This window comes from Stenotrophomonas sp. STEN022 (assembly GCF_056760155.1).
Genome location: NZ_JBRREG010000021.1, coordinates 32,209 through 52,461 on the forward strand (window position 1 = coordinate 32,209; position 20,253 = coordinate 52,461).

Here is a 20,253-nt window from a genome sequence, read left to right on the forward strand (position 1 = left end):
AATTCCTTTGTTACTGTGTATCACTTGGATGGCAATCTGAACCGGAGGCGGCAAAGGGCTGGCGCAGGCGGTTAGGGCGGGGAGGACAATAATGTTATATTATTCCATAACGTTCTGCCGCCCCTGCTGGAAGTCATGCCCACCCCACCCAACGGACTACGCAAATTCCTCGATCGCTTTGGCGCGACCGGATCCCTGATCTGTGCGGTGCATTGCGCGTTGTTGCCGGCCTTGCTGGCGGTGGCGCCGGCGCTGGGGCTGTCGTTCTGGCTCAGTGATGGGGTAGAGGCCAGCATCGTGATCTTCGTTACCGTGCTGGGTCTGTTCAGTCTGATCTGGGGCTATCTGCGGCATCGTGCGCTGATGGCTTTGTTGCTGCTGGTGCCAGGCTTGTTGTTGCTGTGGGCGGGTCTGCTGCACCCGGAACTGCATCATTCGCAGGTTCCGCATGCGGTGGTGATGACCTTGGGTGGCGTGCTGGTGGGTTTGGCACATGTGGTCAACCTGCGCTTGAACCATGTGCATGTACACGACGCCAGCTGCGCACATTGAGGGGCGCATGGTAGGCTTCCTGTCCATGCGCGAGGGCGCTTGTTGTGGCCTCGCCAAACCCGTGCTTGCACGGGGTAACTGATTACAAACCAAGGAGTTGACGACATGGGTAAGGGTGACCGTAAGACCGCCAAGGGCAAGCGCTACAACGCCAGCTATGGCAATTCGCGCTCGCACGTGAGCAAGGTGGCCGTGGGCGCTGCTGCGCCGGTCGCCAAGAAGACCGTCACCAAGGCTGCCGCCAAGAAGGCTGTTGCCAAGAAGACCGTCGCCAAGGCCGGCTGATCCAGCCAGGCAGTGGTTACAGAAAAGCGGCGCATTGCGCCGCTTTTTTGTGTTCGTGATAGATCACGGGTGCGCTGCGCTTACCCGGGCTACCTCACTTCGATTGGCGCAGCGCCTGCTCCAGTGCGTGCGGGTCGCCATCGTTGGGCTGGGCCGGGATACCGATCAGGCGGGTAAGCAGCGGATAGACGTCGACGTTGTCGAAGGCGGTGAGCTGCTTGCCCTGCGCGAAGGCCGGGCCCCGTGCGACGAATACCGCCTGCATCGACGGTAGCGCCGGATCATAACCATGCGAGCCGCGGTCGCCTGGCGGGCGCTTTGCGATGTCGTTGCGAGTCAATGCGTCCCAGCCCTCCTGCATCTGGCAGATGATGGCCGGCACGCGCGGGTTGCTGCCGTAGTGCCAGCGCGTTGGCAGCTGCGCCTTGTTCCAGCACTGGTAGTGCGCGTGCTCCCCGAGCAGCGCTTTCTCCGCGGCGGCCTGCTTGCCCGGCAGCGGTGCGAAGCCTACCGATTGACCCACCGACACCACCTTGGCGATATCTGCCGACACCATGTCTTCGATGGCCACCGCATTGCCGGCCTTGACCGTTGCCATGCCGTGATCGGACACGACAATCACGTTGGTGTGATCAAGCAGGCCATCGCGGCGCATGCCGTCAACCAGCTGGCCGACGGCGGCGTCCACCTGCTGCAAGGCTGCTTTGTACTCGGGCGAATCCGGGCCGTGCTCATGTCCGGCCTTGTCCACATGCTCCATGTAGGTGGCAACGAAGCGCGGTTTGATCGCGTCCGGTGCGCCGTGCAGCCAGGCCAGGACCTGGTTCATGCGCTCGGGCAGCGGCACGCTCTCGTCGTACATGCGCCATTGATTGGCATGCAGGCCGCGCACCGGCGCCTCACTGCCTGGCCAGGACCAGGTGGCACTCTTGAACCCGGCCTTGCGTACGCTGACCCAGATCGGCTCACCGCCATCCCACCAGGCCGCGTTCTGCACGGCGGTGCGGTCACTGACCTTGAACTCGCCAAGCGCATCGGCGCTCATCGCGTTGTGCACCAGACCGTGGTGGTCCGGGCGCAGGCCTGTGACCAGGGTGTAGTGATTGGGGAAGGTGAGCGATGGATAGGACGGGCGCATGCCAACGCTGCGCACGCCCTCGCGGGCAAGTCGCATCAGGTTGGGGCTGTCTGCTTCGCTGAGTTTGTCCGCGCGCAGGCCGTCGATGGAAATCATCAATACGGTGGGCGGTACTTCCTGAGCGGTGGTGGGCGAGGAAGGCGTGGTGGCGCAGGCTGCAAGCAGTGCGCAGGCCAATGCACTGGCCGAAATACGTAGAAAAGTCATGCCGCAATGATAGGCCGGGCCGGTGACCGTACAAATACAACCTTCGGCATGTTGCCTGCAGTAAACCGACCCTGTAGCCCAGGTAGGTAAAGCGTACCCGGGAGCAACCACGCTCAGGCAAACAGGTCCGCCACCCGCTCACCTTCGCTGGGCACGCCCTCCAGCTTCAACAAGGCTGCCTTGGTCGGCAGCCCGCCACCGAAACCGGTCAGTGCGCCGTTGTTGCCGATTACCCGATGGCAGGGCAGCACGATCGGCAATGGATTGCGGCCATTGGCAGCGCCGACTGCGCGCGTCGCGGTGGGCCGACCAATGCGCTCGGCCAGCTGCCGGTAGCTCCAGGTTGCGCCAAAAGGAATCTGCGCCAGGGTGTGCCAGACCTGCAACTGGAATTCGGTGCCGACCGGTGCAAGCTCCAGCTGGAACTCGTGGCGCTCACCGCGCAGGTACTCCAACAGTTGGCGGCGTGGCTCTGCGACCGCATCCGGGTCACGCTGCCAGTGCTCGCGGCCCTTGGCGTCGTGGCGGTTTTCGGCGAACAGGATGTGGCGTACGCCGACCTGATCGACGGCGACAGTCAGTGCGCCGATGGGGCTGTCGAAACGGTCGTAATAGAGGGTGTTCATGCGCTGGCCTCCGTAACAGGCTTGGAATTCTTTCTCTCGGTTGGTACTGCCAGGTGCCACAGATGCAGCACCGCATAGGCGCGCCATGGCCGCCAGAGCTGGGAGCGACGTTCGGTTTCTCGTTCGCTGAGGCGCTGGTCTTCGCCCAGCACCTGCTGCAGCACCAGGTCGCCGGCAGGGAAGGCATCGGGAAGCCCCATCGCCCGCAGTGCCATGTAATGCGCGGTCCATGGGCCGATACCGGGCAGGGCGGTGGCCTTCTGCACGAAGCTCTCCAGTGTTTGTGCACGGCTGAAATCCAGTCTGCCTTCGGCGCAGGCGCGGGCGATTGCGCGCAGGGTGGCGGCACGGGTGCGCGGCAAGCCGATGCTCTCCAGCGGTGCCTCGACCAGGATTGCCGGTGCCGGGAACTGTCGGTCCAGGCCTTCGGGCATGCCGGGCAGGTGCTCGCCGAAGCGATCGACCAGGCGCCGCGCCAGCGTGGTTGCCGCAGCGACGCTGACCTGCTGGCCGAGGACGGCGCGTGCGGCGACTTCAAAGCCGTCCCAGCCGCCGGGAATGCGCAGGCCCGGCCGCTCGGCGATGCCGCGCGCGAGCAGGGGTTCCTGGCCCAAGGTGGCATGGACGGTACGCAGGTCGGCATCCAGGTCGAAGACGCGGCGCACCTTGGCGACGATGGCAGGAATGGCTCGTGGATCGGTGGTGCCCAGTTGCAGGCGCAGTTCCGGCCGCTTGGGATCGGCAGTGACCCGGATCAGGCTGGCCACGCCATTGGCGACGACTAGGCGTTGGTAGCTGCTCTCGTCGATGCACTCGATACCCGGCAGCGAGCGGCGGCGCAGGAAGGCCAGCATCAACGGGAAGTCCAGCGGCGGCCGGTAGGCCAGGCGCAATACAGGCTCGCCGCCTGGCACCGCGCCGTGCTGCTTGCGCAGCGCGCTCGGCGGCATGCCGCAGCCTTCGAGGAAGGCGCTGTTGAAGCGGCGCAGGCTGTTGAAGCCGGCGGCCAGTGCGACCTGGGTTACCGGCAGCGCGGTTTCGGTTAACAGCTGTTTGGCCAGCAACAGACGGCGGGTGGTGTGCAGCTGTGCCGGCGTTGCCCCAAGTCTGGCGACGAACAGCCGTTGCAACTGGCGCGCACTGATCCCCATCGCCTCGGCCAGCGCGGTCGCTGGCTGCTCCTGCAGGATACCTTCATTGAGTAGGGCCAGTGCCTGGTGCAGGGTCTGGTCCTGCAGCAGATTGGCGTCATCCGGCGACAGTTCGGGGCGGCAGCGCAGGCAGGGCCGGTAACCGGCAGCGCTGGCCGCAGCGGCGCTTGGGTAGTAGCTGACGTTCTCGGGTTTGGGTGGCGGTGCCGGGCACACCGGCCGGCAATAGATGCCGGTACTGCGCACGGCAGTGAAGAACAGACCGTCAAAGCGCGCATCACGGGCCAGACGGGCTTGTTCGCATTGCACGTGGGCGGGCATCAGGAGGTTTTGCATGGGCCCAGTCTAGGCGCAGCCGGCGGCCGGTACTGGCCATTTTCGGACATCAATGCGCGCGACGCTGTGTTGATTCACCGGGCGTTGCAGCAGGGAGGGTGTTGCGCACTAGACTGTCCACCTTCCTGGCGCGGTTGCGCCGTAGTACGGACCTGATTGCTCTCCATGTTGCCCAAGTTCTGGTGGTCGCCGTTGTTGTGCATCGGGCTGTTGGCCTGCAATCCGCAGACCGGCGAAAAAAAGCCAGTGGCCGACCCTGCTACCGCATTGGCCGCCGATGGCGACCACATGGTGTCGATCAACGCCGCCGATGCGCCGGCACCGCCGGCGCCGGTATTGCCGGCCAAGGACAAGCCCTGGCCCGAGCTGCTGTTGGAGAACGGCAAGGCCTGGGTCAGTTGTGGCACCGACTATGCCGGCGAAAACGGCGATGGCACCGAGCTGACCGCGTTTGACCGCGCCAGCATGGATGCAGCCTTGGAGCCCTGCAAAGAGCGTGGTCTGCTGCGGGTGCGCTATGCCGGCAAGATCAATCCCTCGTTCGCAGCGATGGTGACGCGGCTGGCGGTAGTGGCCGACGCGATGAAGATCAGCCGGCGCATCCTGGATCTGGATTCCAGTGGCGGTCAGGTGGAAGCAGCCATCGTTGCCGGTGACAGCATCGGCGAGTCTGGCTGGACCATCTGGGTGCGCGAAGGCTCGGTCTGCCACAGCGCCTGCGTGTTCGTGCTGGCGGCCGGTGACAATCGGCTGATCTCGGGCAAGGTTGGCATCCACCGCATGATGCGGATCAGCTCCAGCGCCAGTTCGCGCGCGGAGTTGAACAAGGAGCTGCACGAGGTCTACGACAACGTGAAGGACTACCTGCAGCGCAACGGCGTGGCGGTGGGCGTGGCCGACCTGATGATGACCGTGCCCAACCGCAGCCTGCGGGTGCTGACCAGTGAGGAGCTCAAGCAGTACGGACTGGACGGTACCAACGCAGTGCAGGACGATCTGGAGCGTATCAAGCAGATGCGCAAGTGCGGCGATGATTTCGTGCGTCGCAAGGATGCGTTCCTGATCGCTTTCGACCGCGACTGCAAGACGGCGGGTGCGGGTCTGGAAGCAGTGAACAGCTGTGGCCAGGCCTTGAAGGAGCAGTTTGGCTTCCCGGATGAGGTCTGTCCGGAGGAAAGTCCGTTGTCGGAAATCGATACCGCCATGCTCGAGCCGATGCCGACCGCCATCCCGACCGGTGCCGCGGAGTCGGTGGTGACGCCGGCTGCGGCAGCTGCGCCAGCCGTCAGTGCGCAGGTGAGTGCGCCCGGTACACGAAAGTGAACAAATAAAGGGATGCGGAAGGTCGTAAACCGTGATTGGATTGGCATTCCGTTCAACTGAAAGCGTCATGGAGAGAGCTATGCGACCCAGTTGTTTGTTGATGGTGCTGTCCCTGGCCGTGCCGGCTGCAGGCGTTTTCGCGCAGACACCCGCTGCGGCCCCAGTGCCAGCGCGGGCTGCTGCCCCGGCCGCCCCTGCGACCGCACCGGCGTCAGCCGCCGCACGGCCGGCGCCAGCGCTCAGTGCAGCGCAGCAGGCGCAGGTGGCCAAACAGGATGCGGAGATGACTGCCGCTGCGCAGCGGGTGGCGCAGCTGGTGGATGGCCAGCAGGCGGCCACGGTCTGGGACGGTGCCTCGGCTGTCGCGCGCAAGGCGGTGACCCGTGATGTGTTTGCCAACAACGTCAATGCCGACCGCGCCAAACTGGGCGCGCTGGTCTCGCGCGGCAAGCCATCGATCACCCGAGTGCAATACCCGGCCGGTGCCTCGGTGCCGGAAGGTATCTACTTGAACGTCAGCTTCCCGACCCGTTTTGCCAACAATGCGCAGCCGGTGCGCGAGCTGGTCTCGTTCCGCCTTGACGAGGACAAGGTGTGGCGCGCCTCCGGCTATAGCGTGCGCGCGGCCTCGGCCAACTGAGCGCCATCACATCGCAGGCATCGCACACGGGCGCCGCAGGGCGCCCGTCGTGTTTGCGCGCTGATTGCCGGGGAGCTGATCTGGATCAATGAATCCTTACATCGGCCTGCTTACCCTGCCTGCGGTAGGCATAACGGAGTGGCACATGCGCAAGGTGGATGTGGTGGTGGTGGGCGCCGGCCCGGCCGGCTTGAGTCTGGCCCGCAGCCTGGCGGGCAGCGGTCTATCGTTGGCGCTGGTCGAGCAGCAACCGCTGGCGGCGCTGGCCGAGCCGGCCTTCGACGGCCGCGAGATCGCGCTGACCCACGCCTCGCGGCAGATCATGCGCAGCATGGGCCTGTGGCAGCGCATCGATCCGGGCGAGATCTCGCCATTGCGCAGTGCCAAGGTGATGAATGGCAGCTCGCCGTTCGCGCTGGGTTTCGCCGCGCAGGGCGAGGGCGTCGATGAGCTGGGTTGGCTGATTCCCAATCACCTGATCCGGCGTGCGGCCTGGGAGGCGGTGCAGGGCCAAGCGGGGCTGGAGCTGCTGGATGGGCGCTCGGTCACTGCAATCGATGCCGGCGAGGCATACAGCACGGTCAGCTTGAGCGACGGCAGTCAGCTGCGCGCACGACTGGTGGTAGCCGCCGACAGCCGCTTCTCGGCGACCCGGCGGATGATGGGAATCGGAGCGCAGATGCGTGACTTCGGCAAATCCATGCTGGTCTGCCGGATGCAGTGCGAGCGGGCGCATGAGCACGCTGCCTGGGAGTGGTTCGGCTACGAGCGGACCTTGGCCATGCTGCCCTTGCCGGGCAACCAGGCCTCGGCGGTGATCACCATGCCGCCGCAGCAGCTGCAGCAGTTATTGGCGCTGGATGAGGCTGACTTCGGCCGCGCGGTCAGCGGCTTCTTCGAACATCGCCTGGGCGCGATGACCCCCGTGGGGACACGCCACACCTATCCGCTGGTGGGGGTGTATGCGCACCACTTCGTCGGCAAGCGCTACGCCTTGATCGGCGATGCGGCGGTCGGCATGCATCCGGTTACCGCGCACGGCTTCAATTTTGGCCTGCACAGCCAGCAACGGCTGGCGCGATTGCTGCTGGATGCGGTTCGTGGCGGTGGCGATATCGGCGCGGACGGGTTGCTGGCCGGTTACCAGCGCGGCCACCGGCTGGCGACGCGGCCGCTGTACGAAGCCACCAATGCCATTGCAAGCCTCTACAACGACAGCCGGCTGCCGGCACGCCTGCTGCGCGGCGCGGCATTGCGGGCCGCGCAGGGCGTGGTTCCGTTCAGGAAGTTGATTGCCGGACATCTGACCCAGGCGCGCGCGTAGCAAGCCTTTGGCGGCGGGGCTGGTTTGTAGGAGCGGCGTAAGCCGCGAAGCCACTGGTGGTGGGTATCGGGTGCTGGCAGGCCGCCAGCTTCGCGGCTTACACCGCTCCCAAAAGCTCGGCAGTGCTGACGGAGCCTCGGGAAGGCTCCTGCCGAGCATGGCTCGGCACTACAGCAGCTCCTGCGCCGCTGATATGGCGCTGGGACGGCCCCTGCCGAGCATGGCTCGGCACTACATCACTCGTCTTCGTCGTCTTCTTCGGCGCGGTTCGGGTCCGGATCGGCGAGGACGTTGATCAGGACATCGCCCAGCGCCACCTGCTGGCCGCCGCGGATTTTGCAGGCTTTGCGCAGCTCCACCACGCCATCCACGGTGACCTGGCCGTCGGCAATGATCATTTTTGCCTCGCCGCCGCTGGTGACCAGATCGGCCAGTTTCAGCAGCTGCTTCAGTTCCACGTAATCGCGGTCAAGTTCAAATTCGATGGTCTGCATGGTGTTCACGGATAAAAACGAGTGCTATTGTGCGCCATCGGCGACCCGTGCGGGTGCTCCAACAGGGGCCACGCGGCGGCCGGTTGTGTTCGTAAGCTGAACGCAAATCTAGCCATGCGCGACAGCTGAGCTGTTTAGAGCGCACAATATGCGTCTTTTCGCCCGCCCGTTCGCGGCGGTGCCCCCGGAGTTACCATGTCCCAAGATACCCCCGCGCCGCTGCTGTTTGCAGATCTCGGCCTATCCGAGCCTGTGATGAAGGCAGTGGCCGAAGTCGGTTACGAGACCCCGTCGCCGATCCAGGCTGCCACCATTCCGGCAATGCTGGAAGGCCGCGACGTGCTCGGCCAGGCGCAGACCGGCACCGGCAAGACCGGCGCCTTCGCGCTGCCGGTGCTGTCCAACATCAATCTTTCCGCCACCAAGCCGCAGGTGCTGGTGCTGGCCCCGACCCGCGAACTGGCCATTCAGGTCGCCGAGGCGTTCCAGACCTATTCGGCATCGATGCCGGGCTTCCGCGTGCTGCCGGTTTACGGTGGCCAGCCCTACGGCCAGCAGCTGTCGGCCCTGCGCCGCGGCGTGCACGTCGTGGTTGGCACCCCGGGCCGCGTGATCGATCACCTCGATCGCGGCACCCTGGACCTGTCTGAGCTGAAGACGCTGGTGCTCGACGAAGCCGACGAAATGCTGCGCATGGGCTTCATCGACGACGTTGAAGCCGTGCTCAAGAAGCTGCCGGAAACCCGTCAGGTTGCGCTGTTCTCGGCCACCATGCCGCAGCAGATCCGTCGCATCGCGCAGACCTACCTGCGTGAGCCGGTGGAAGTGACCATCGCTTCCAAGACCACCACCTCGGCCAACATCCGCCAGCGTTACTGGTGGGTGGCTGGCATGCACAAGCTGGATGCGTTGACCCGCATCCTGGAAGTCGAACCCTTCGACGCGATGATCATCTTCGCGCGTACCAAGGCCGGCACCGAGGAGCTTGCCACCAAGCTGCAGGCGCGCGGCCTGGCCGCTGCCGCCATCAATGGCGACATGCAGCAGGCCCAGCGTGAGCGCACCATCGCCATGCTGAAGGACGGCAAGCTCGACATCCTGGTTGCCACCGACGTGGCCGCCCGTGGTCTGGACGTGGAGCGCATCAGCCACGTACTGAACTACGACATCCCGTACGACACCGAAAGCTACGTGCACCGTATCGGTCGTACCGGCCGTGCCGGCCGCAGCGGTGAGGCGATCTTGTTCGTCACCCCGCGCGAGAAGGGCATGCTGCGCCAGATCGAGCGTGCCACCCGCCAGCCGATCGAAGAAATGCAGCTGCCGAGCGTGGACGCAGTCAACGATCACCGCGTGACCAAGTTCATGGACCGCATCAGCCAGGCCCTGGCTGCCGGCGACATGGATTTCTACCGCGACCTGCTGCAGCGCTACGAAGGCGAGCACAACGTGCCGGCCATCGATATTGCCGCTGCGCTGGCCAAGCTGCTGCAGGGCGATTCGCCGTTCCTGCTGACCCCGCCGGTGCGCGAGCGCCGCGAGTCGTCGTTCGAGCGCAGCGAGCGTCCGGCGCGTGACGGCGGTTTCCATCGCCGTGACGAGCGCGGTGACCGTGGCGATCGCCCGGCCCGTTTCGAGCCGCGTTTCGAGCGTGCCCCGCGCCATGACGACGGCGAGCGTGCACCGCGTCCGCCGCGCGGCGAAGGCGACTTCGAGTCGCGTCCGCGTCGCGAGATGCCGCCGCGCAGTGCGCCGGAATTCGGCATGGAGACCTACCGCATTGAAGTCGGTCATACCCATGGCGTGAAGCCGGCCAATATCGTCGGCGCGATCGCCAACGAAGCTGGACTGGAAAGCCGCTTCATTGGCCGCATCGACATCCATGACGGTCACTCGGTGCTGGATCTGCCGGCCGATATGCCGTCTGACGTGCTGCAGCACCTGAAGAAGGTGTGGGTGTCGGGCCAGCAGTTGCAGATGCGCAAGGTAGAGGCGGGTGAGGACCACGGCACTCCTGCGCCGTCGTTCAAGCCGCGCTTCGACAAGGGGGACGGCAAGCCGGGTGGCCCGCGTCCGGGTGGCCCGCGCGGCCCGCGTCCGGGTGGTCCTGGTGGTTCGCGCCCGGGTGGCTTCAAGCCGCGCGGTCCGCGCAACTACTGATCCAGCCCGTCCAAAGCGTGACCAGACAGCCCCGGCAATGCCGGGGTTGTCTGTTTCTGACCGTTTGTAGTCCCACCAGGACCGGGTGGGACGACAAGTTCAAGCCGCGACCGTCTTCACGTACTGCTCGCGGCGGGTTATTGCGATAATGCCGCTTATCCGCGTCGGGGAACGCGAGAGGGAAGCTCATGGCAGTAGGGGGAGGGGCAGGTGCTGGCAGGGTGAGGCGTGGCTGGACCGTGCTCCTGTTGCTGTCGACATTCTTCACGTTGTGGCCGTTGCTGTGCGCTGCCCAACCGCTGCAGGTGGACCGTGACTTCCTGATTGCCGGTGGCGCAACGGCTGAGCAGGCGCCTTTGCGTGCCTGCAGCGCCGAAGCCTTGGCGCGGATGCGCCCTGCCATTGAAATTGCTGCGCCCGAAGGCGGTTGGTCCGGTGCGCCGCAGGGCGTGGGTGTATTCAATGTGTTTGCTGGCGAGGTGATGATTTTCCACGGCGACCGCCAGGTCTGTGGCGACATGCAGGATGCGCGCACCCGCGACTCACGTTTCCGTGCTGGTGTCGGCCTGGTGGTGGTTCCCAAGCAGGGTACGGTGGAGCCGATCCGGGTGGCCTGGGAGTCGCCGCTGAAGCCGCGCTGGATTCCCACCGTGCGGCTTGGGGCACCCAGTCCGCTGCAGCAGCAGGACACCCTGCGGTTGGTGGTGCGCACCGCCTGTGTGGCGATTGCGCTGGCCTTGGCCTTGTCGGCGTTGATGGGGTTTGCCACCACGCGCGGGCGTGACTTCCTGATCTACACCTTGGTCTGTGGGCTATTGGTGGTGTGGCAGGCGGTGTTGAGCGGTCTCAGTGGCTATCCCGAGCCGTGGCTGCCGGTGGACGGTCACGCACCGGTATGGATGGTCTCGGTGTCCGCGCTCAGTTACGCGGTGATGGGCTGGGTGCTGTGGCGGATGTGCGGTGGCCGTCGTGTGCTGCGCGGCTCGCGGCCCTGGATGCTGGGGCTGATGATCGTGCTGGCGCTGGTCGCACTGACTGCACCGTTCATGCCTTGGCCGCTGTTGGCATGGATGGCGGTAGCGTTGGATGACCTGTTCACGTTGATCTGCCTGACCTCGGTAGGCATCGCCGTCGTCGCCTTGCGGCGACGTAACTTCCAGGCGCTTGATGGACTGGTGGCGGTGATCCCACTGTTGGTGATGGCGCTGGCGGATCTTATGGACAATCGTCTGCTGGTGGAATTCCGGGTCGAGGCGATCCAGGTCTCGGTGACCTGGTTCCTGATGATGGCGGCGTACTCGCTCAATCGCAGCCTCAGCCAGCTGCGTCAGCAGCGCGATGAGATGCGTGAGCTCGCCGATACCGATACCCTGACCGGTCTGCCAAATCGCCGCGCAGGCCTGCGTCAGCTGGACCACTACCTGCGCGAGGCCAAGGCTGCCGGGTTGCCACTGTCGATTGGTTTCCTGGACATCGATCTGTTCAAGCAGATCAACGACAGTTACGGCCACGATGGCGGCGATCAGGTGTTGATCTCGGTGGCCAGCACCTTGTTGGCCGGCGTGCGCAGCCGCAGCGACGTGATCCGCATGGGCGGCGAGGAATTCCTGATCCTGCTGCCGGGAATCGGTGCCGATGCGGCACGGCCGCGGCTGGAACAGCTGCGTGAAAAGGTCACCGTACAGGCCCGCGGGCTCAAGCATGAAGGCCTGGTGGTCACCGCCAGTATTGGTCTTGCCGAGCTGCAGTACCGCGACAACGATGTGGCCGGGTTGCTGCGGCGGGCCGACAATGCCATGTACCAGGCCAAGCGTAGCGGGCGCAATCAGGTGGTGGACGCGCGCGATATTCAGGAAGTGCCCTGAACAGGCAATCTGGTCGTGCTGTTCCGGCCGCGGGCGATGGCGGATAATTCGCCGATGACAATTCGAATCAACAAGCACATTGCCGAAACCGGCTTCTGTTCGCGCCGTGAGGCCGATCGCCTGCTGTCCGCCCGTCGCGTCACCGTCAACGGCATCGTTGCCGGCACTGGCGCGGTGGTGGGCGAGGGCGACGAGGTCAAGGTAGACGGCCAGCCGCTGCGCGCCCGTGCGGTGCAGAAGAGCACCGGCCGCCGCCATGTCTATATCGTGCTGAACAAGCCGGTAGGCATCACCTGCACCACCGAGAGTGCGGTCAAGGACAACATCGTCGAGTTCGTCGGCCACGAGCAGCGCATCTTCCCGATCGGTCGCCTGGACAAGGATTCGGAAGGGCTGATCCTGATGACCAGCAACGGCGACATCGTCAACCAGATCCTGCGTGCCGAGAACGGCCACCAGAAGGAGTATCTGGTGGCGGTCAACAAGCCGGTCACCGACGAGTTCCTGCGTGGCATGGCGCGCGGTGTGCGCATCCACAACGAGATGACTTTGCCCTGCCGCACCAGCCGCATTGCCAAGTACGGTTTCCGCATCATCCTGGAGCAGGGTTTGAACCGGCAGATCCGTCTGATGGCGGCCGAGTTCGGTTACCGCGTCACCCAACTGCGCCGCGTGCGCATCGACAACGTCAAGATCGGTGCGCTGAAACCGGGTCAATGGCGCAACCTGAGCGAACAGGAACTGCGTGGCCTGCTGCCGCAACAGCAGCAATGGTGAAATGTGACACGCTCACCGCGGCTTGCGCGGTGAGCGGCTAGACTCAGCAGCGCCTCCATCCTGCCGCTTTGGACCCGTGCATGATCAAGCCTGCATTGCCTGCCAACGAAACCGAACGTATTGCCGCGCTGCAGCGGTACCGGGTACTGGACACCGCACGCGAGCAGGAGTTCGAAGATCTGGTGACCATCGCCCGCACCATCTGCGGTACGCCGATGGGGGCAGTAACCCTGATTGATCGCGACCGCCAATGGTTCAAGGCCTTGCAGGGCCTGGAGGGTGAGCAGACCCCGCGCGATGAGGCATTCTGCGCCCACACCATCCTCAGGCCGCAGGAGCTGACCGTGGTGGCAGATGCGCGCCAGGATCAGCGTTTCAGTGGCAATCCCTCGGTGTTGGGCGATCCGCATATCCGCTTCTACGCCGGTGCGCCGCTGCTCAGCAGCGATGGCTATGCACTGGGCTCGCTGTGCGTGTTCGATTCGGTGCCGGCACAGCTGGGTAGGCCGCAAGCCGAGGCGCTGCGCGCGCTGTCACGACAGGTCAGTCGGATGATGGAGATGCGCCTGCTGCGGATCGAGATCGATCATCACCAGGCCGAGCACGATTGGTACGAGGCGCATCTGCTCGAGTGCTACCAGCAGCTGGAGCAGCTCAATCTGGAGCTGTCCGAGCAGACCCGTACGGATCCGCTGACCGGCTTGCCCAACCGCCGCGCGCTGTCTGCGGCGCTTTCGGAATCGATCGATCGTGCTGGCGAGGTGCCGCCGGCGGTGGCCATCGTTGATATCGACCACTTCAAGCTGGTCAATGACATCCATGGCCATACCGAAGGTGATCGGGTGCTGGTCGAGCTGTCCAGCGTGCTGAAGTCGCAGTTTGCCGCGCGCGGCATGGCCGCGCGTTATGGTGGCGAGGAGTTCGTCATCCTGATGCCGGATACACCGCTGCAACAAGCCGAACTGCAATGCGAATACCTGCGCGAGTCGGTGGGCATGCTGCCGATCGGCCCGCCGATTTCGGTGAGCATCGGCCTTGCCGTGCACCGCGCCGGTGACGCCCCAGGCGAAACCCTGCGCCGTGCCGATGCCGCGCTCTACCAGGCCAAGGCCGAGGGGCGCGATCGGGTGGTGGTAGCGAGCTGAGTCGGGCTACACCATCAAAAGCCAATCAGGCCGAGCCGACGCCTGCCGTCGCCGGCCGCAGGCGGTTCAGCAGCGGATGCAGGAACACACCGCCGAGAATGATCGCCACGCCCAGATAGAACTGCGGGGTCAGCTCATGCTGTTCGCCGAGGAACAGCATCGCCAGCACGATCGCGTAGACCGGTTCCAGATTGGTGACCAACTGCGTGGTGTAGGCGCTCAATTGCCTTAGTGCGACCAGCGCCAGCGCAAACGGCAGCAGCGTGCACAGGCCGGACAGGGCCAGCAGCAACAGGCCATCGTGCAGGTTGGGCAGCACCCACAGGTCGCTGGCCAAGGCGGGCAGCAGGAACGGCAGTGCCGGAGCCAGCAGGGTCAGGGTCAGGGTGCCTGCGCCCAATTCAACGGCAGTGACGGTCAGCGGATCAGCGTGGCCGACCATGCGCTTGTTGAGCGAGCCGAACAGCGCCACCAGCAATGCAGATGCGGCACCGACCGCTACGCCCAGACGCATGCCATCAGGTACGCCGCCAACCACCAGCGCGACACCTGGAAGTACCACCACGCCCAGCGCCAACTCGCGCATCTGGAACGGACGCCGCGCGATCCACGGTTCGATGATGGACGTGAACACCGGTGCCAGCGCGATGCAGGTCGCGGCGACCGAGGCATTGGCCAGTTTCACCGCGCCATAGAACGTGAGCCAGTGCAGCGCGACGAGTGCGCCAATACCGGCATAGCCCAGTATCAGCCGCAGGTTCAAGCCCGACAGGCCGCGCCAGACCCGTGGCAGCAGCGCCAGCATCGCCACCACCAGCAGCATCCGCCACCACACCAGTGGCAGGGCAGGTAAGGTGATCAGCTTGCCAAGAATGGCGGTGATGCCCCATAGCAGAACGCAGAAATGGATCTGCAGCAGGGCTTTGCGGGTGTCATTGATAGGCATCAGCATATTGTCGCCGATGCGGGTTGGCTGCGCCGCGCTGCCGGCTTCAGTTTGCGTCGATCAGCCGTTGCAGTTCGCGTGCCGCTGCCGGGTTGCGGTGCTTGGCGGCACTGATGAAGTAGAGGAAGACCTCGCGCGGTGCGGCAGCTGCAAGCGGCGCGGCCAGGTGCGGCAGCTCGGCCACGTCTTCGCCCTTGCGCCAGCGCCGGACGCGATCGGCCCATGGTCCAAGTTCACTGGCCGGATAGCCGGTGGCGTGCTCGTCGCGGCTGCCCATCAGGCGCGCATAGATGAAATCGGCGGACAGATCGGCAGCGTTGGGATAGGCGGCCGAGTCGGTATAAACTAGGGCGATGCCGTGCTGGCGGATCAGCGCCACCAGCTCGGCATCTAAGCAGCCGGGATCTCGAACTTCCAGGGCATGGCGCTGGCGGCGGCCGTTGACCTGCTGTGGCAGCAATTGCAGGAAAGCGGCGAGATCCTCGCGGTCCAGCGTGCGCCCGGCGTCGAACTGCCACAGCAGTGGCCCAAGCCGATCGCCGAGATGGCCGATGCCGTCGATGAAGTCCTCGATCTGTCCGCCAGTAGCGGCAAGCTTGCGTGCAGTGACAATGCGTTTTGGTGCCTTGGCCGAAAACACGAAGCCATCGGGCGTGGCATCGCGCCAAGCGGCATAGATATGCGGCTTCTGTGCGCCGTAATAGGTGCCGTTGATCTCAATGCTGGTCAGCTGCTGGCTGGCGTACTCCAGCTCACGCCGCTGCACCAGCCCGACCGGATAGAACGTACCGCCGCGCCACGGCACATAGGTCCAACCGCCGATACCGATATGCACACCGGGCGCATGCGCTGTGCTGGCAAACAGATCGTTCAAGACAATGCCCCGATGCTTTGTGGGAGCGGCGCAGGCCGCGAAGCCGACAATGTACCTGCACAAGGTAGTGCCGGGCCATGCTCGGCAGGGGCCTTGCCGGCAATCTCAGACGCTATGTGTAAGGCCTCTGCCGAGCATGGCTCGGCACTACATGTTCGGGCCCCACGGGTCATAGCTGCCAAACCACCACAGGTGGCCTTCCGGATCACGGCAGGCATAGCCGCGGCCGCCGTAGTCCTGGTCGGCGATGTCGATGACGATCTCCGCGCCGGCGGCCTTGGCCTGCGCGTAGTGTGCGTCGGCATCGCTGACGATGACGCAGGCACTCTGCGTCTCCATGCCGCCCACTTCGTCGGGTTGGATCATGTTGCTGCCCCATTCGCTGGGCTGCACCGAGCCGAGCATGATCATGCCGTTGCCGAACACCAGCTGCGCGTGATGGACGACATCGCCATCCTGGTACACCGCATGGCGCTGGAAGCCGAAGGCCGTGCACAACCACTCGATGGCGGCTGGCGCATTGCGGTAGCGCAGGCAGGGAATGATGGTGGCGGTGGTGCGGGCGGCGAGGTCCATGGTCGCGTATGAGCAGCTGTGGAAAGGCGAGAGTGGACGCGCTCGCGTTACCATCGCGAGAAGGCCGGCGCGGCGCTGGCACCGATCCACACAGGAGCGCACTTTGAATAGTTGGTTGGGAAGCGGGCTGGTGCTCGCGATGGGCGTGGTGGCACCGATGGCCTCCGCACAGGAGGCAGTGCCGACGGAACTGCAGCAGCTGGATGCCACGGTCGAGCGCGTGCGCCAGCAGTTCGACGTGCCGGGCGTGGCGGTGGCCGTGGTCAAGGATGGCAAGGTGCTCCTGGAGCGCGGCTGGGGCCTGCGTGAACTGGGCAAGCCCGAGCCGGTGCAGGCCGATACCTTGTTCGCGATCGCTTCCAATACCAAGGCCTTCACCGCCACCTCGCTGAACCTGCTGGCCGAAGAGGGCAAGCTGAAGATGGATGACCGGGTGGTCGATCACCTGCCGTCGTTCCGCATGTCCGATCCGTATGTCACCGGCGAGATGCGCATCCGCGACCTGCTCTCGCACCGCAGCGGTCTGAGCCTGGGCGCGGGCGACCTGCTGTTCTGGCCGACTACCCGTTACAGCAATGCCGAGGTGGTGGCGCGGCTGGCGCAGGTGCCGCTGAAGAACGGCTTCCGTGACCGTTACGCCTACGACAACATCCTGTACGCGGTTGCCCAGCAGGTGATCGAAAAGGTGTCCGGGCAGTCGTTTGCCGACTTCCTGCAGCAGCGCATCTTCAACAAGGTTGGCATGAGTGGGACGCGCTACAACGCCGATCATCTGCAGTCGGGTGACAAGGCCGCCGTGGGCCACGCCAAGTACGACTTCAAGGACCTGCGTCCGGTGCCGCCGCTGACCTGGTCCAACAACGCCGGTGCCGGCGGCATCTATTCCAGCGTGCATGACCTGGCCAAGTGGATGAACGTGCAGCTGGCCGAAGGCAAGCTTGCCGATGGCACGCCGCTGTTCACCGAGAAGACCCAGCAGCAGATGTGGCAGATGCAGATCCCGCAGGTGGTGCCCAAACCGTCGGTGCCAGAGCTGGCGCCGGCCCGGCCGAACTTCGCCGGTTATGGCGAGGGCTGGAGCCTGAGTGACTACCGTGGGCAGAAGCTGGTCTGGCATACCGGTGGCTGGCCGGGCCAGGTGTCGCGTCTGACCCTGGTGCCCGAGCAGAACCTGGGCGTGGTGGTATTGACCAACCAGGAATCTGGTGCCGCCTTCAACGCGATCACCATGAGCGTGCTCGATGCCATGCTTGGTGCGCAGGGCAACGACTGGGTAGCCGCATACGCCGCCGGCGTAGCCAAGGCGCAGGGCAATGCTGACGAAGGCTGGGACAAGCATGTGGCGGCACGTGACGCCAAGAGCAAGCCGTCGCTGCCGCTGTCCGGCTATGCAGGCACCTATGGCGATGCCTGGTACGGCGATGTGTTCGTCGAGCAGCAGGGCAGCAAGCTACGCCTGCGCTTTGGTGCAACGGCCGATCTGGTCGGCACGATGGAGCACTGGCAGCACGACACTTTCATCGTGCGCTGGGACAACCGCTCGCTCAACGCCGATGCTTTCGTCAACTTCAGCCTGGACCCGGATGGCAAGGTGCGTGAGGTGCGGATGCAGGCGGTGTCCTCGCTGACCGATTTCAGCTTCGACTTCCAGGATCTTCTGCTGAAGCCAAAGGCGGAATAAGCCGCTGTAGGAGCGGGCGTAAGCCGCGAAGCAGATGGATTATCAGCTGGCAGTTGATCAGGGCTGTGTAAACAGTGTCAGCTTCGCGGCTGACGCCCCTCCCGCAATCCGGTGATTCTCGCAGCTGATACAGCCATACATCGCCTGGACAGACACAACACAGGCCGCGGTGGGACAATCGCGGCCTGTTCTGGTTTTACAGGCCGTGGCGATGCTGCGCTGGTTCGAATCCCTGATTCCCGTTTTTCCGCCGCTGGATACCCGCACGCCGCCTCGCGGCGTGGTGCGTTTCTACCTGCATTACCTGCGCCCGGTGTGGCCGGTGCTGCTGGCCACGCTCATCGCCGGCCTGCTGCTGGCCCTGGTGGAAGTGGCGATGTTCGATTTCCTCGGCCGCATCGTCGACATGCTTGCTGAGGGTCCTGGCAATGGCTTCTTCCAGCGCCACGCCAGCGAACTGCTGTGGATGGCCGCCATCACCCTGCTGGCGCGTCCGCTGCTGGTGGCCCTGCACAACCTGCTGGTCAACCAGTCGATCGTGCCGGGGCTGAGCAACCGCTCGCGCTGGCTGATGCACAACCATGTGGTGCGGCAGAGCCTGAGTTTCTTCCAGAATGATTTCGCCGGCAGCGTTGCCAACCGGGTAATGCAGACCGGCACGTCGCTGCGCGAGTCGGCCGTGCAGATGGTGGATTCGCTGTGGTACATCGTGGTCTATACCGGCACCGCGCTCTACCTGTTCGCGCAGGCGGATTGGCGTTTGATGCTGCCGCTGGCGATCTGGCTGGTGGCCTATGTCGGGATCGGCGTGTACTTCGTGCCGCGCATGAAGCACCGCGCCTGGATTGCCTCCGATGCACGTTCGCGGGCGATGGGGCGCATCGTCGATGGGTATACCAATATCGCCACACTCAAGCTGTTCGCGCACAGCGGCCACGAGCAGCGCTACGTCGCTGAAGCCATCCAGGAGCTTGCTGAGAAGCACCGCGCGCAGACCCGGATCACCACCGGGCTGGAGATGGTGATCGCTGTCCTCAATGGCTTCCTGATCGTGGGTACCTGCGCGCTGGCCTTGTGGCTTTGGCAGGACAGCTTGATCAGCGTTGGTGCAATCACCCTGGCCACTGGCCTGGTGATCCGCATCCACAACATGTCCGGCTGGATCATGTGGACCATCAACGGCATCTTCGAGGACATCGGCACGGTGCAGGACGGCATGGAAACCATCGCCCAACCGCTGACCGTGCAGGACGCGGCCGATGCCAAGCCGTTGGTGGTCACCGCTGGTGCGGTGGACTTCCAGAACGTGCACTTCCACTACGGCAAGCGCGGTGGGGTGATGGCTGGCTTGAATCTGGCGGTGAAGCCGGGCGAAAAGATCGGCCTGGTCGGGCCTTCGGGCGCGGGCAAGTCCACCCTGGTCAATGTGCTGCTGCGGCTGTACGACCTGGAGAGCGGGAAGATCCTGATTGACGGCCAGGACATCGCCCACGTCACCCAGGACAGCCTGCGTGCGCAGATTGGTGTGGTTACCCAGGACACCTCGCTGCTGCATCGCTCGATCCGCGACAACCTGTTGTACGGCCGTCCGGATGCCAGCGAAGCGCAGCTGCGCGCTGCGGTGGCCAAGGCCCGCGCCGAAGGTTTCATTGATTCATTGGTCGACGGACAGGGCCGGCAGGGCTATGACGCCCATGTTGGCGAGCGCGGAGTGAAGTTGTCCGGCGGACAGCGCCAACGCATCGCCATCGCCCGGGTGTTGTTGAAGGACGCCCCGATCCTGATCCTCGATGAGGCTACCTCGGCATTGGATTCTGAAGTGGAAGCGGCGATCCAGGACAGCCTGGATGAGTTGATGGGCGACAAGACCGTGATCGCCATCGCCCACCGCCTGTCGACCATCGCGCGCATGGACCGGCTGGTGGTGATGGATCAGGGCCGCATCGCTGAGACCGGCACACATGCGGAGTTGGTTGCTGCTGGCGGGTTGTATGCGCGGCTATGGGCGCGGCAGACCGGCGGCTTTGTGGCCGCCGAGGGTTGATGCACGCGGTAGCTGGCCTGCTGTAGTGGGGGGGGGGGGGGGGGGGGGGGGGGGGGGGGGGGGGGCGCGCGCGGGGGCGGCGGGGGGGGGCGGGGGCGCCCCCGCCGCC

The 20,253-nt window shown here is 65.0% G+C and carries 18 protein-coding genes; 11 read left to right on the top strand and 7 right to left on the bottom strand.

The genetic code is table 11. The features are described from left to right. The first annotated feature begins 135 nt into the window (after positions 1-135). Together ACVOMF_RS06680 and ACVOMF_RS06685 are read left to right on the top strand one after the other, a co-directional pair. Positions 136-552 (top strand): MerC domain-containing protein, encoded by a 417-nt coding sequence (locus tag ACVOMF_RS06680; RefSeq protein ID WP_481508561.1) that lies wholly within the window; start codon positions 136-138, stop codon positions 550-552. 105 nt (positions 553-657) lie between these two features. After that, positions 658-837 (top strand): 30S ribosomal protein THX, encoded by a 180-nt coding sequence (locus ACVOMF_RS06685; RefSeq protein ID WP_296251805.1) that lies wholly within the window; start codon positions 658-660, stop codon positions 835-837. A gap of 94 nt (positions 838-931) precedes the next feature. Here the strand turns inward: ACVOMF_RS06685 and ACVOMF_RS06690 are convergent, their stop codons facing one another. The 3 genes from ACVOMF_RS06690 to ACVOMF_RS06700 all read right to left on the bottom strand — a co-directional run bounded on the left by ACVOMF_RS06690 (position 932) and on the right by ACVOMF_RS06700 (position 4,295). Next, the gene (locus tag ACVOMF_RS06690; protein WP_481508562.1) at positions 932-2,182 is read right to left on the bottom strand and encodes an alkaline phosphatase family protein; all 1,251 of its coding nucleotides are present in this window, start codon (positions 2,180-2,182) and stop codon (positions 932-934) included. A 113-nt stretch (positions 2,183-2,295) separates the two neighbouring features. Next, positions 2,296-2,808 (bottom strand): methylated-DNA--[protein]-cysteine S-methyltransferase, encoded by a 513-nt coding sequence (locus tag ACVOMF_RS06695; RefSeq protein WP_481508563.1) that lies wholly within the window; start codon positions 2,806-2,808, stop codon positions 2,296-2,298. Further along, entirely contained in the window at positions 2,805-4,295 is a 1,491-nt protein-coding gene (locus ACVOMF_RS06700) for a DNA-3-methyladenine glycosylase 2 family protein (protein WP_481508564.1), read from the bottom strand. Before ACVOMF_RS06700 ends, ACVOMF_RS06695 begins: the two co-directional genes overlap by 4 nt. Before the next feature lie 165 nt (positions 4,296-4,460). On the opposite strand from ACVOMF_RS06700, the gene ACVOMF_RS06705 reads away from it, so the two are divergent. From ACVOMF_RS06705 to ubiM, 3 genes are all read left to right on the top strand, one after another. Beyond that, on the top strand, positions 4,461-5,618 hold the full coding sequence (locus ACVOMF_RS06705) for a COG3904 family protein (RefSeq protein ID WP_481508565.1): 1,158 nt from the start codon (positions 4,461-4,463) through the stop codon (positions 5,616-5,618). A 79-nt stretch (positions 5,619-5,697) separates the two neighbouring features. Further along, positions 5,698-6,258 (top strand): DUF4019 domain-containing protein, encoded by a 561-nt coding sequence (locus ACVOMF_RS06710; protein WP_481508566.1) that lies wholly within the window; start codon positions 5,698-5,700, stop codon positions 6,256-6,258. Positions 6,259-6,403: 145 nt separating this feature from the next. After that, on the top strand, positions 6,404-7,582 hold the full coding sequence (gene ubiM, locus ACVOMF_RS06715) for a 5-demethoxyubiquinol-8 5-hydroxylase UbiM (RefSeq protein ID WP_481508574.1): 1,179 nt from the start codon (positions 6,404-6,406) through the stop codon (positions 7,580-7,582). A gap of 236 nt (positions 7,583-7,818) precedes the next feature. Here ubiM and ACVOMF_RS06720 read toward each other — a convergent pair whose 3' ends face one another. Next, positions 7,819-8,076 carry an RNA-binding S4 domain-containing protein gene (locus ACVOMF_RS06720; protein WP_296251787.1) on the bottom strand — a complete coding sequence of 86 codons (258 nt, stop codon included), beginning with the start codon at positions 8,074-8,076 and terminating at the stop codon, positions 7,819-7,821. A gap of 195 nt (positions 8,077-8,271) precedes the next feature. Here ACVOMF_RS06720 and ACVOMF_RS06725 point away from each other — a divergent pair, with 195 nt between their 5' ends. The 4 genes from ACVOMF_RS06725 (at position 8,272) to ACVOMF_RS06740 (ending at position 14,023) form a co-directional block, all read left to right on the top strand. Then, the gene (locus tag ACVOMF_RS06725) at positions 8,272-10,236 is read left to right on the top strand and encodes a DEAD/DEAH box helicase (protein WP_481508567.1); all 1,965 of its coding nucleotides are present in this window, start codon (positions 8,272-8,274) and stop codon (positions 10,234-10,236) included. A gap of 239 nt (positions 10,237-10,475) precedes the next feature. Continuing rightward, positions 10,476-12,101 (top strand): GGDEF domain-containing protein, encoded by a 1,626-nt coding sequence (locus ACVOMF_RS06730; RefSeq protein ID WP_481508568.1) that lies wholly within the window; start codon positions 10,476-10,478, stop codon positions 12,099-12,101. 54 nt (positions 12,102-12,155) lie between these two features. Further along, positions 12,156-12,878: a pseudouridine synthase gene (locus ACVOMF_RS06735; RefSeq protein WP_282266718.1), complete on the top strand. Its 723-nt coding sequence runs from the start codon at positions 12,156-12,158 to the stop codon at positions 12,876-12,878. Between the two features lie 80 nt (positions 12,879-12,958). Beyond that, positions 12,959-14,023: a GGDEF domain-containing protein gene (locus ACVOMF_RS06740; protein WP_481508569.1), complete on the top strand. Its 1,065-nt coding sequence runs from the start codon at positions 12,959-12,961 to the stop codon at positions 14,021-14,023. Positions 14,024-14,048: 25 nt separating this feature from the next. Here the strand turns inward: ACVOMF_RS06740 and ACVOMF_RS06745 are convergent, their stop codons facing one another. From ACVOMF_RS06745 to ACVOMF_RS06755, 3 genes are all read right to left on the bottom strand, one after another. After that, complete coding sequence (locus tag ACVOMF_RS06745; RefSeq protein WP_481508570.1) at positions 14,049-14,969, bottom strand: DMT family transporter; 921 nt, start codon at positions 14,967-14,969, stop codon at positions 14,049-14,051. Positions 14,970-15,015: 46 nt separating this feature from the next. Beyond that, complete coding sequence (locus ACVOMF_RS06750; protein WP_481508571.1) at positions 15,016-15,843, bottom strand: DUF72 domain-containing protein; 828 nt, start codon at positions 15,841-15,843, stop codon at positions 15,016-15,018. 147 nt (positions 15,844-15,990) lie between these two features. Next, positions 15,991-16,419 (bottom strand): VOC family protein, encoded by a 429-nt coding sequence (locus tag ACVOMF_RS06755; protein ID WP_481508572.1) that lies wholly within the window; start codon positions 16,417-16,419, stop codon positions 15,991-15,993. A 139-nt stretch (positions 16,420-16,558) separates the two neighbouring features. Between ACVOMF_RS06755 and ACVOMF_RS06760 the strand changes: the two genes are divergently transcribed. Next, entirely contained in the window at positions 16,559-18,100 is a 1,542-nt protein-coding gene (locus ACVOMF_RS06760) for a serine hydrolase (protein WP_481508575.1), read from the top strand. A gap of 211 nt (positions 18,101-18,311) precedes the next feature. Next, positions 18,312-20,144: an ABC transporter ATP-binding protein gene (locus ACVOMF_RS06765; RefSeq protein WP_481508576.1), complete on the top strand. Its 1,833-nt coding sequence runs from the start codon at positions 18,312-18,314 to the stop codon at positions 20,142-20,144. Positions 20,145-20,253 lie beyond the last annotated feature (109 nt).

Coding starts and splice junctions, on each gene's coding strand:
- ACVOMF_RS06680 (WP_481508561.1), top strand. CDS start 136: ATGCCCACCCCACCCAACGGACTACGCAAATTCCTCGATCGCTTTGGC.
- ACVOMF_RS06685 (WP_296251805.1), top strand. CDS start 658: ATGGGTAAGGGTGACCGTAAGACCGCCAAGGGCAAGCGCTACAACGCC.
- ACVOMF_RS06690 (WP_481508562.1), bottom strand. CDS start 2,182: ATGACTTTTCTACGTATTTCGGCCAGTGCATTGGCCTGCGCACTGCTT.
- ACVOMF_RS06695 (WP_481508563.1), bottom strand. CDS start 2,808: ATGAACACCCTCTATTACGACCGTTTCGACAGCCCCATCGGCGCACTG.
- ACVOMF_RS06700 (WP_481508564.1), bottom strand. CDS start 4,295: ATGCAAAACCTCCTGATGCCCGCCCACGTGCAATGCGAACAAGCCCGT.
- ACVOMF_RS06705 (WP_481508565.1), top strand. CDS start 4,461: ATGTTGCCCAAGTTCTGGTGGTCGCCGTTGTTGTGCATCGGGCTGTTG.
- ACVOMF_RS06710 (WP_481508566.1), top strand. CDS start 5,698: ATGCGACCCAGTTGTTTGTTGATGGTGCTGTCCCTGGCCGTGCCGGCT.
- ubiM (WP_481508574.1), top strand. CDS start 6,404: ATGCGCAAGGTGGATGTGGTGGTGGTGGGCGCCGGCCCGGCCGGCTTG.
- ACVOMF_RS06720 (WP_296251787.1), bottom strand. CDS start 8,076: ATGCAGACCATCGAATTTGAACTTGACCGCGATTACGTGGAACTGAAG.
- ACVOMF_RS06725 (WP_481508567.1), top strand. CDS start 8,272: ATGTCCCAAGATACCCCCGCGCCGCTGCTGTTTGCAGATCTCGGCCTA.
- ACVOMF_RS06735 (WP_282266718.1), top strand. CDS start 12,156: ATGACAATTCGAATCAACAAGCACATTGCCGAAACCGGCTTCTGTTCG.
- ACVOMF_RS06740 (WP_481508569.1), top strand. CDS start 12,959: ATGATCAAGCCTGCATTGCCTGCCAACGAAACCGAACGTATTGCCGCG.
- ACVOMF_RS06745 (WP_481508570.1), bottom strand. CDS start 14,969: ATGCCTATCAATGACACCCGCAAAGCCCTGCTGCAGATCCATTTCTGC.
- ACVOMF_RS06755 (WP_481508572.1), bottom strand. CDS start 16,419: ATGGACCTCGCCGCCCGCACCACCGCCACCATCATTCCCTGCCTGCGC.
- ACVOMF_RS06760 (WP_481508575.1), top strand. CDS start 16,559: ATGGGCGTGGTGGCACCGATGGCCTCCGCACAGGAGGCAGTGCCGACG.
- ACVOMF_RS06765 (WP_481508576.1), top strand. CDS start 18,312: ATGCTGCGCTGGTTCGAATCCCTGATTCCCGTTTTTCCGCCGCTGGAT.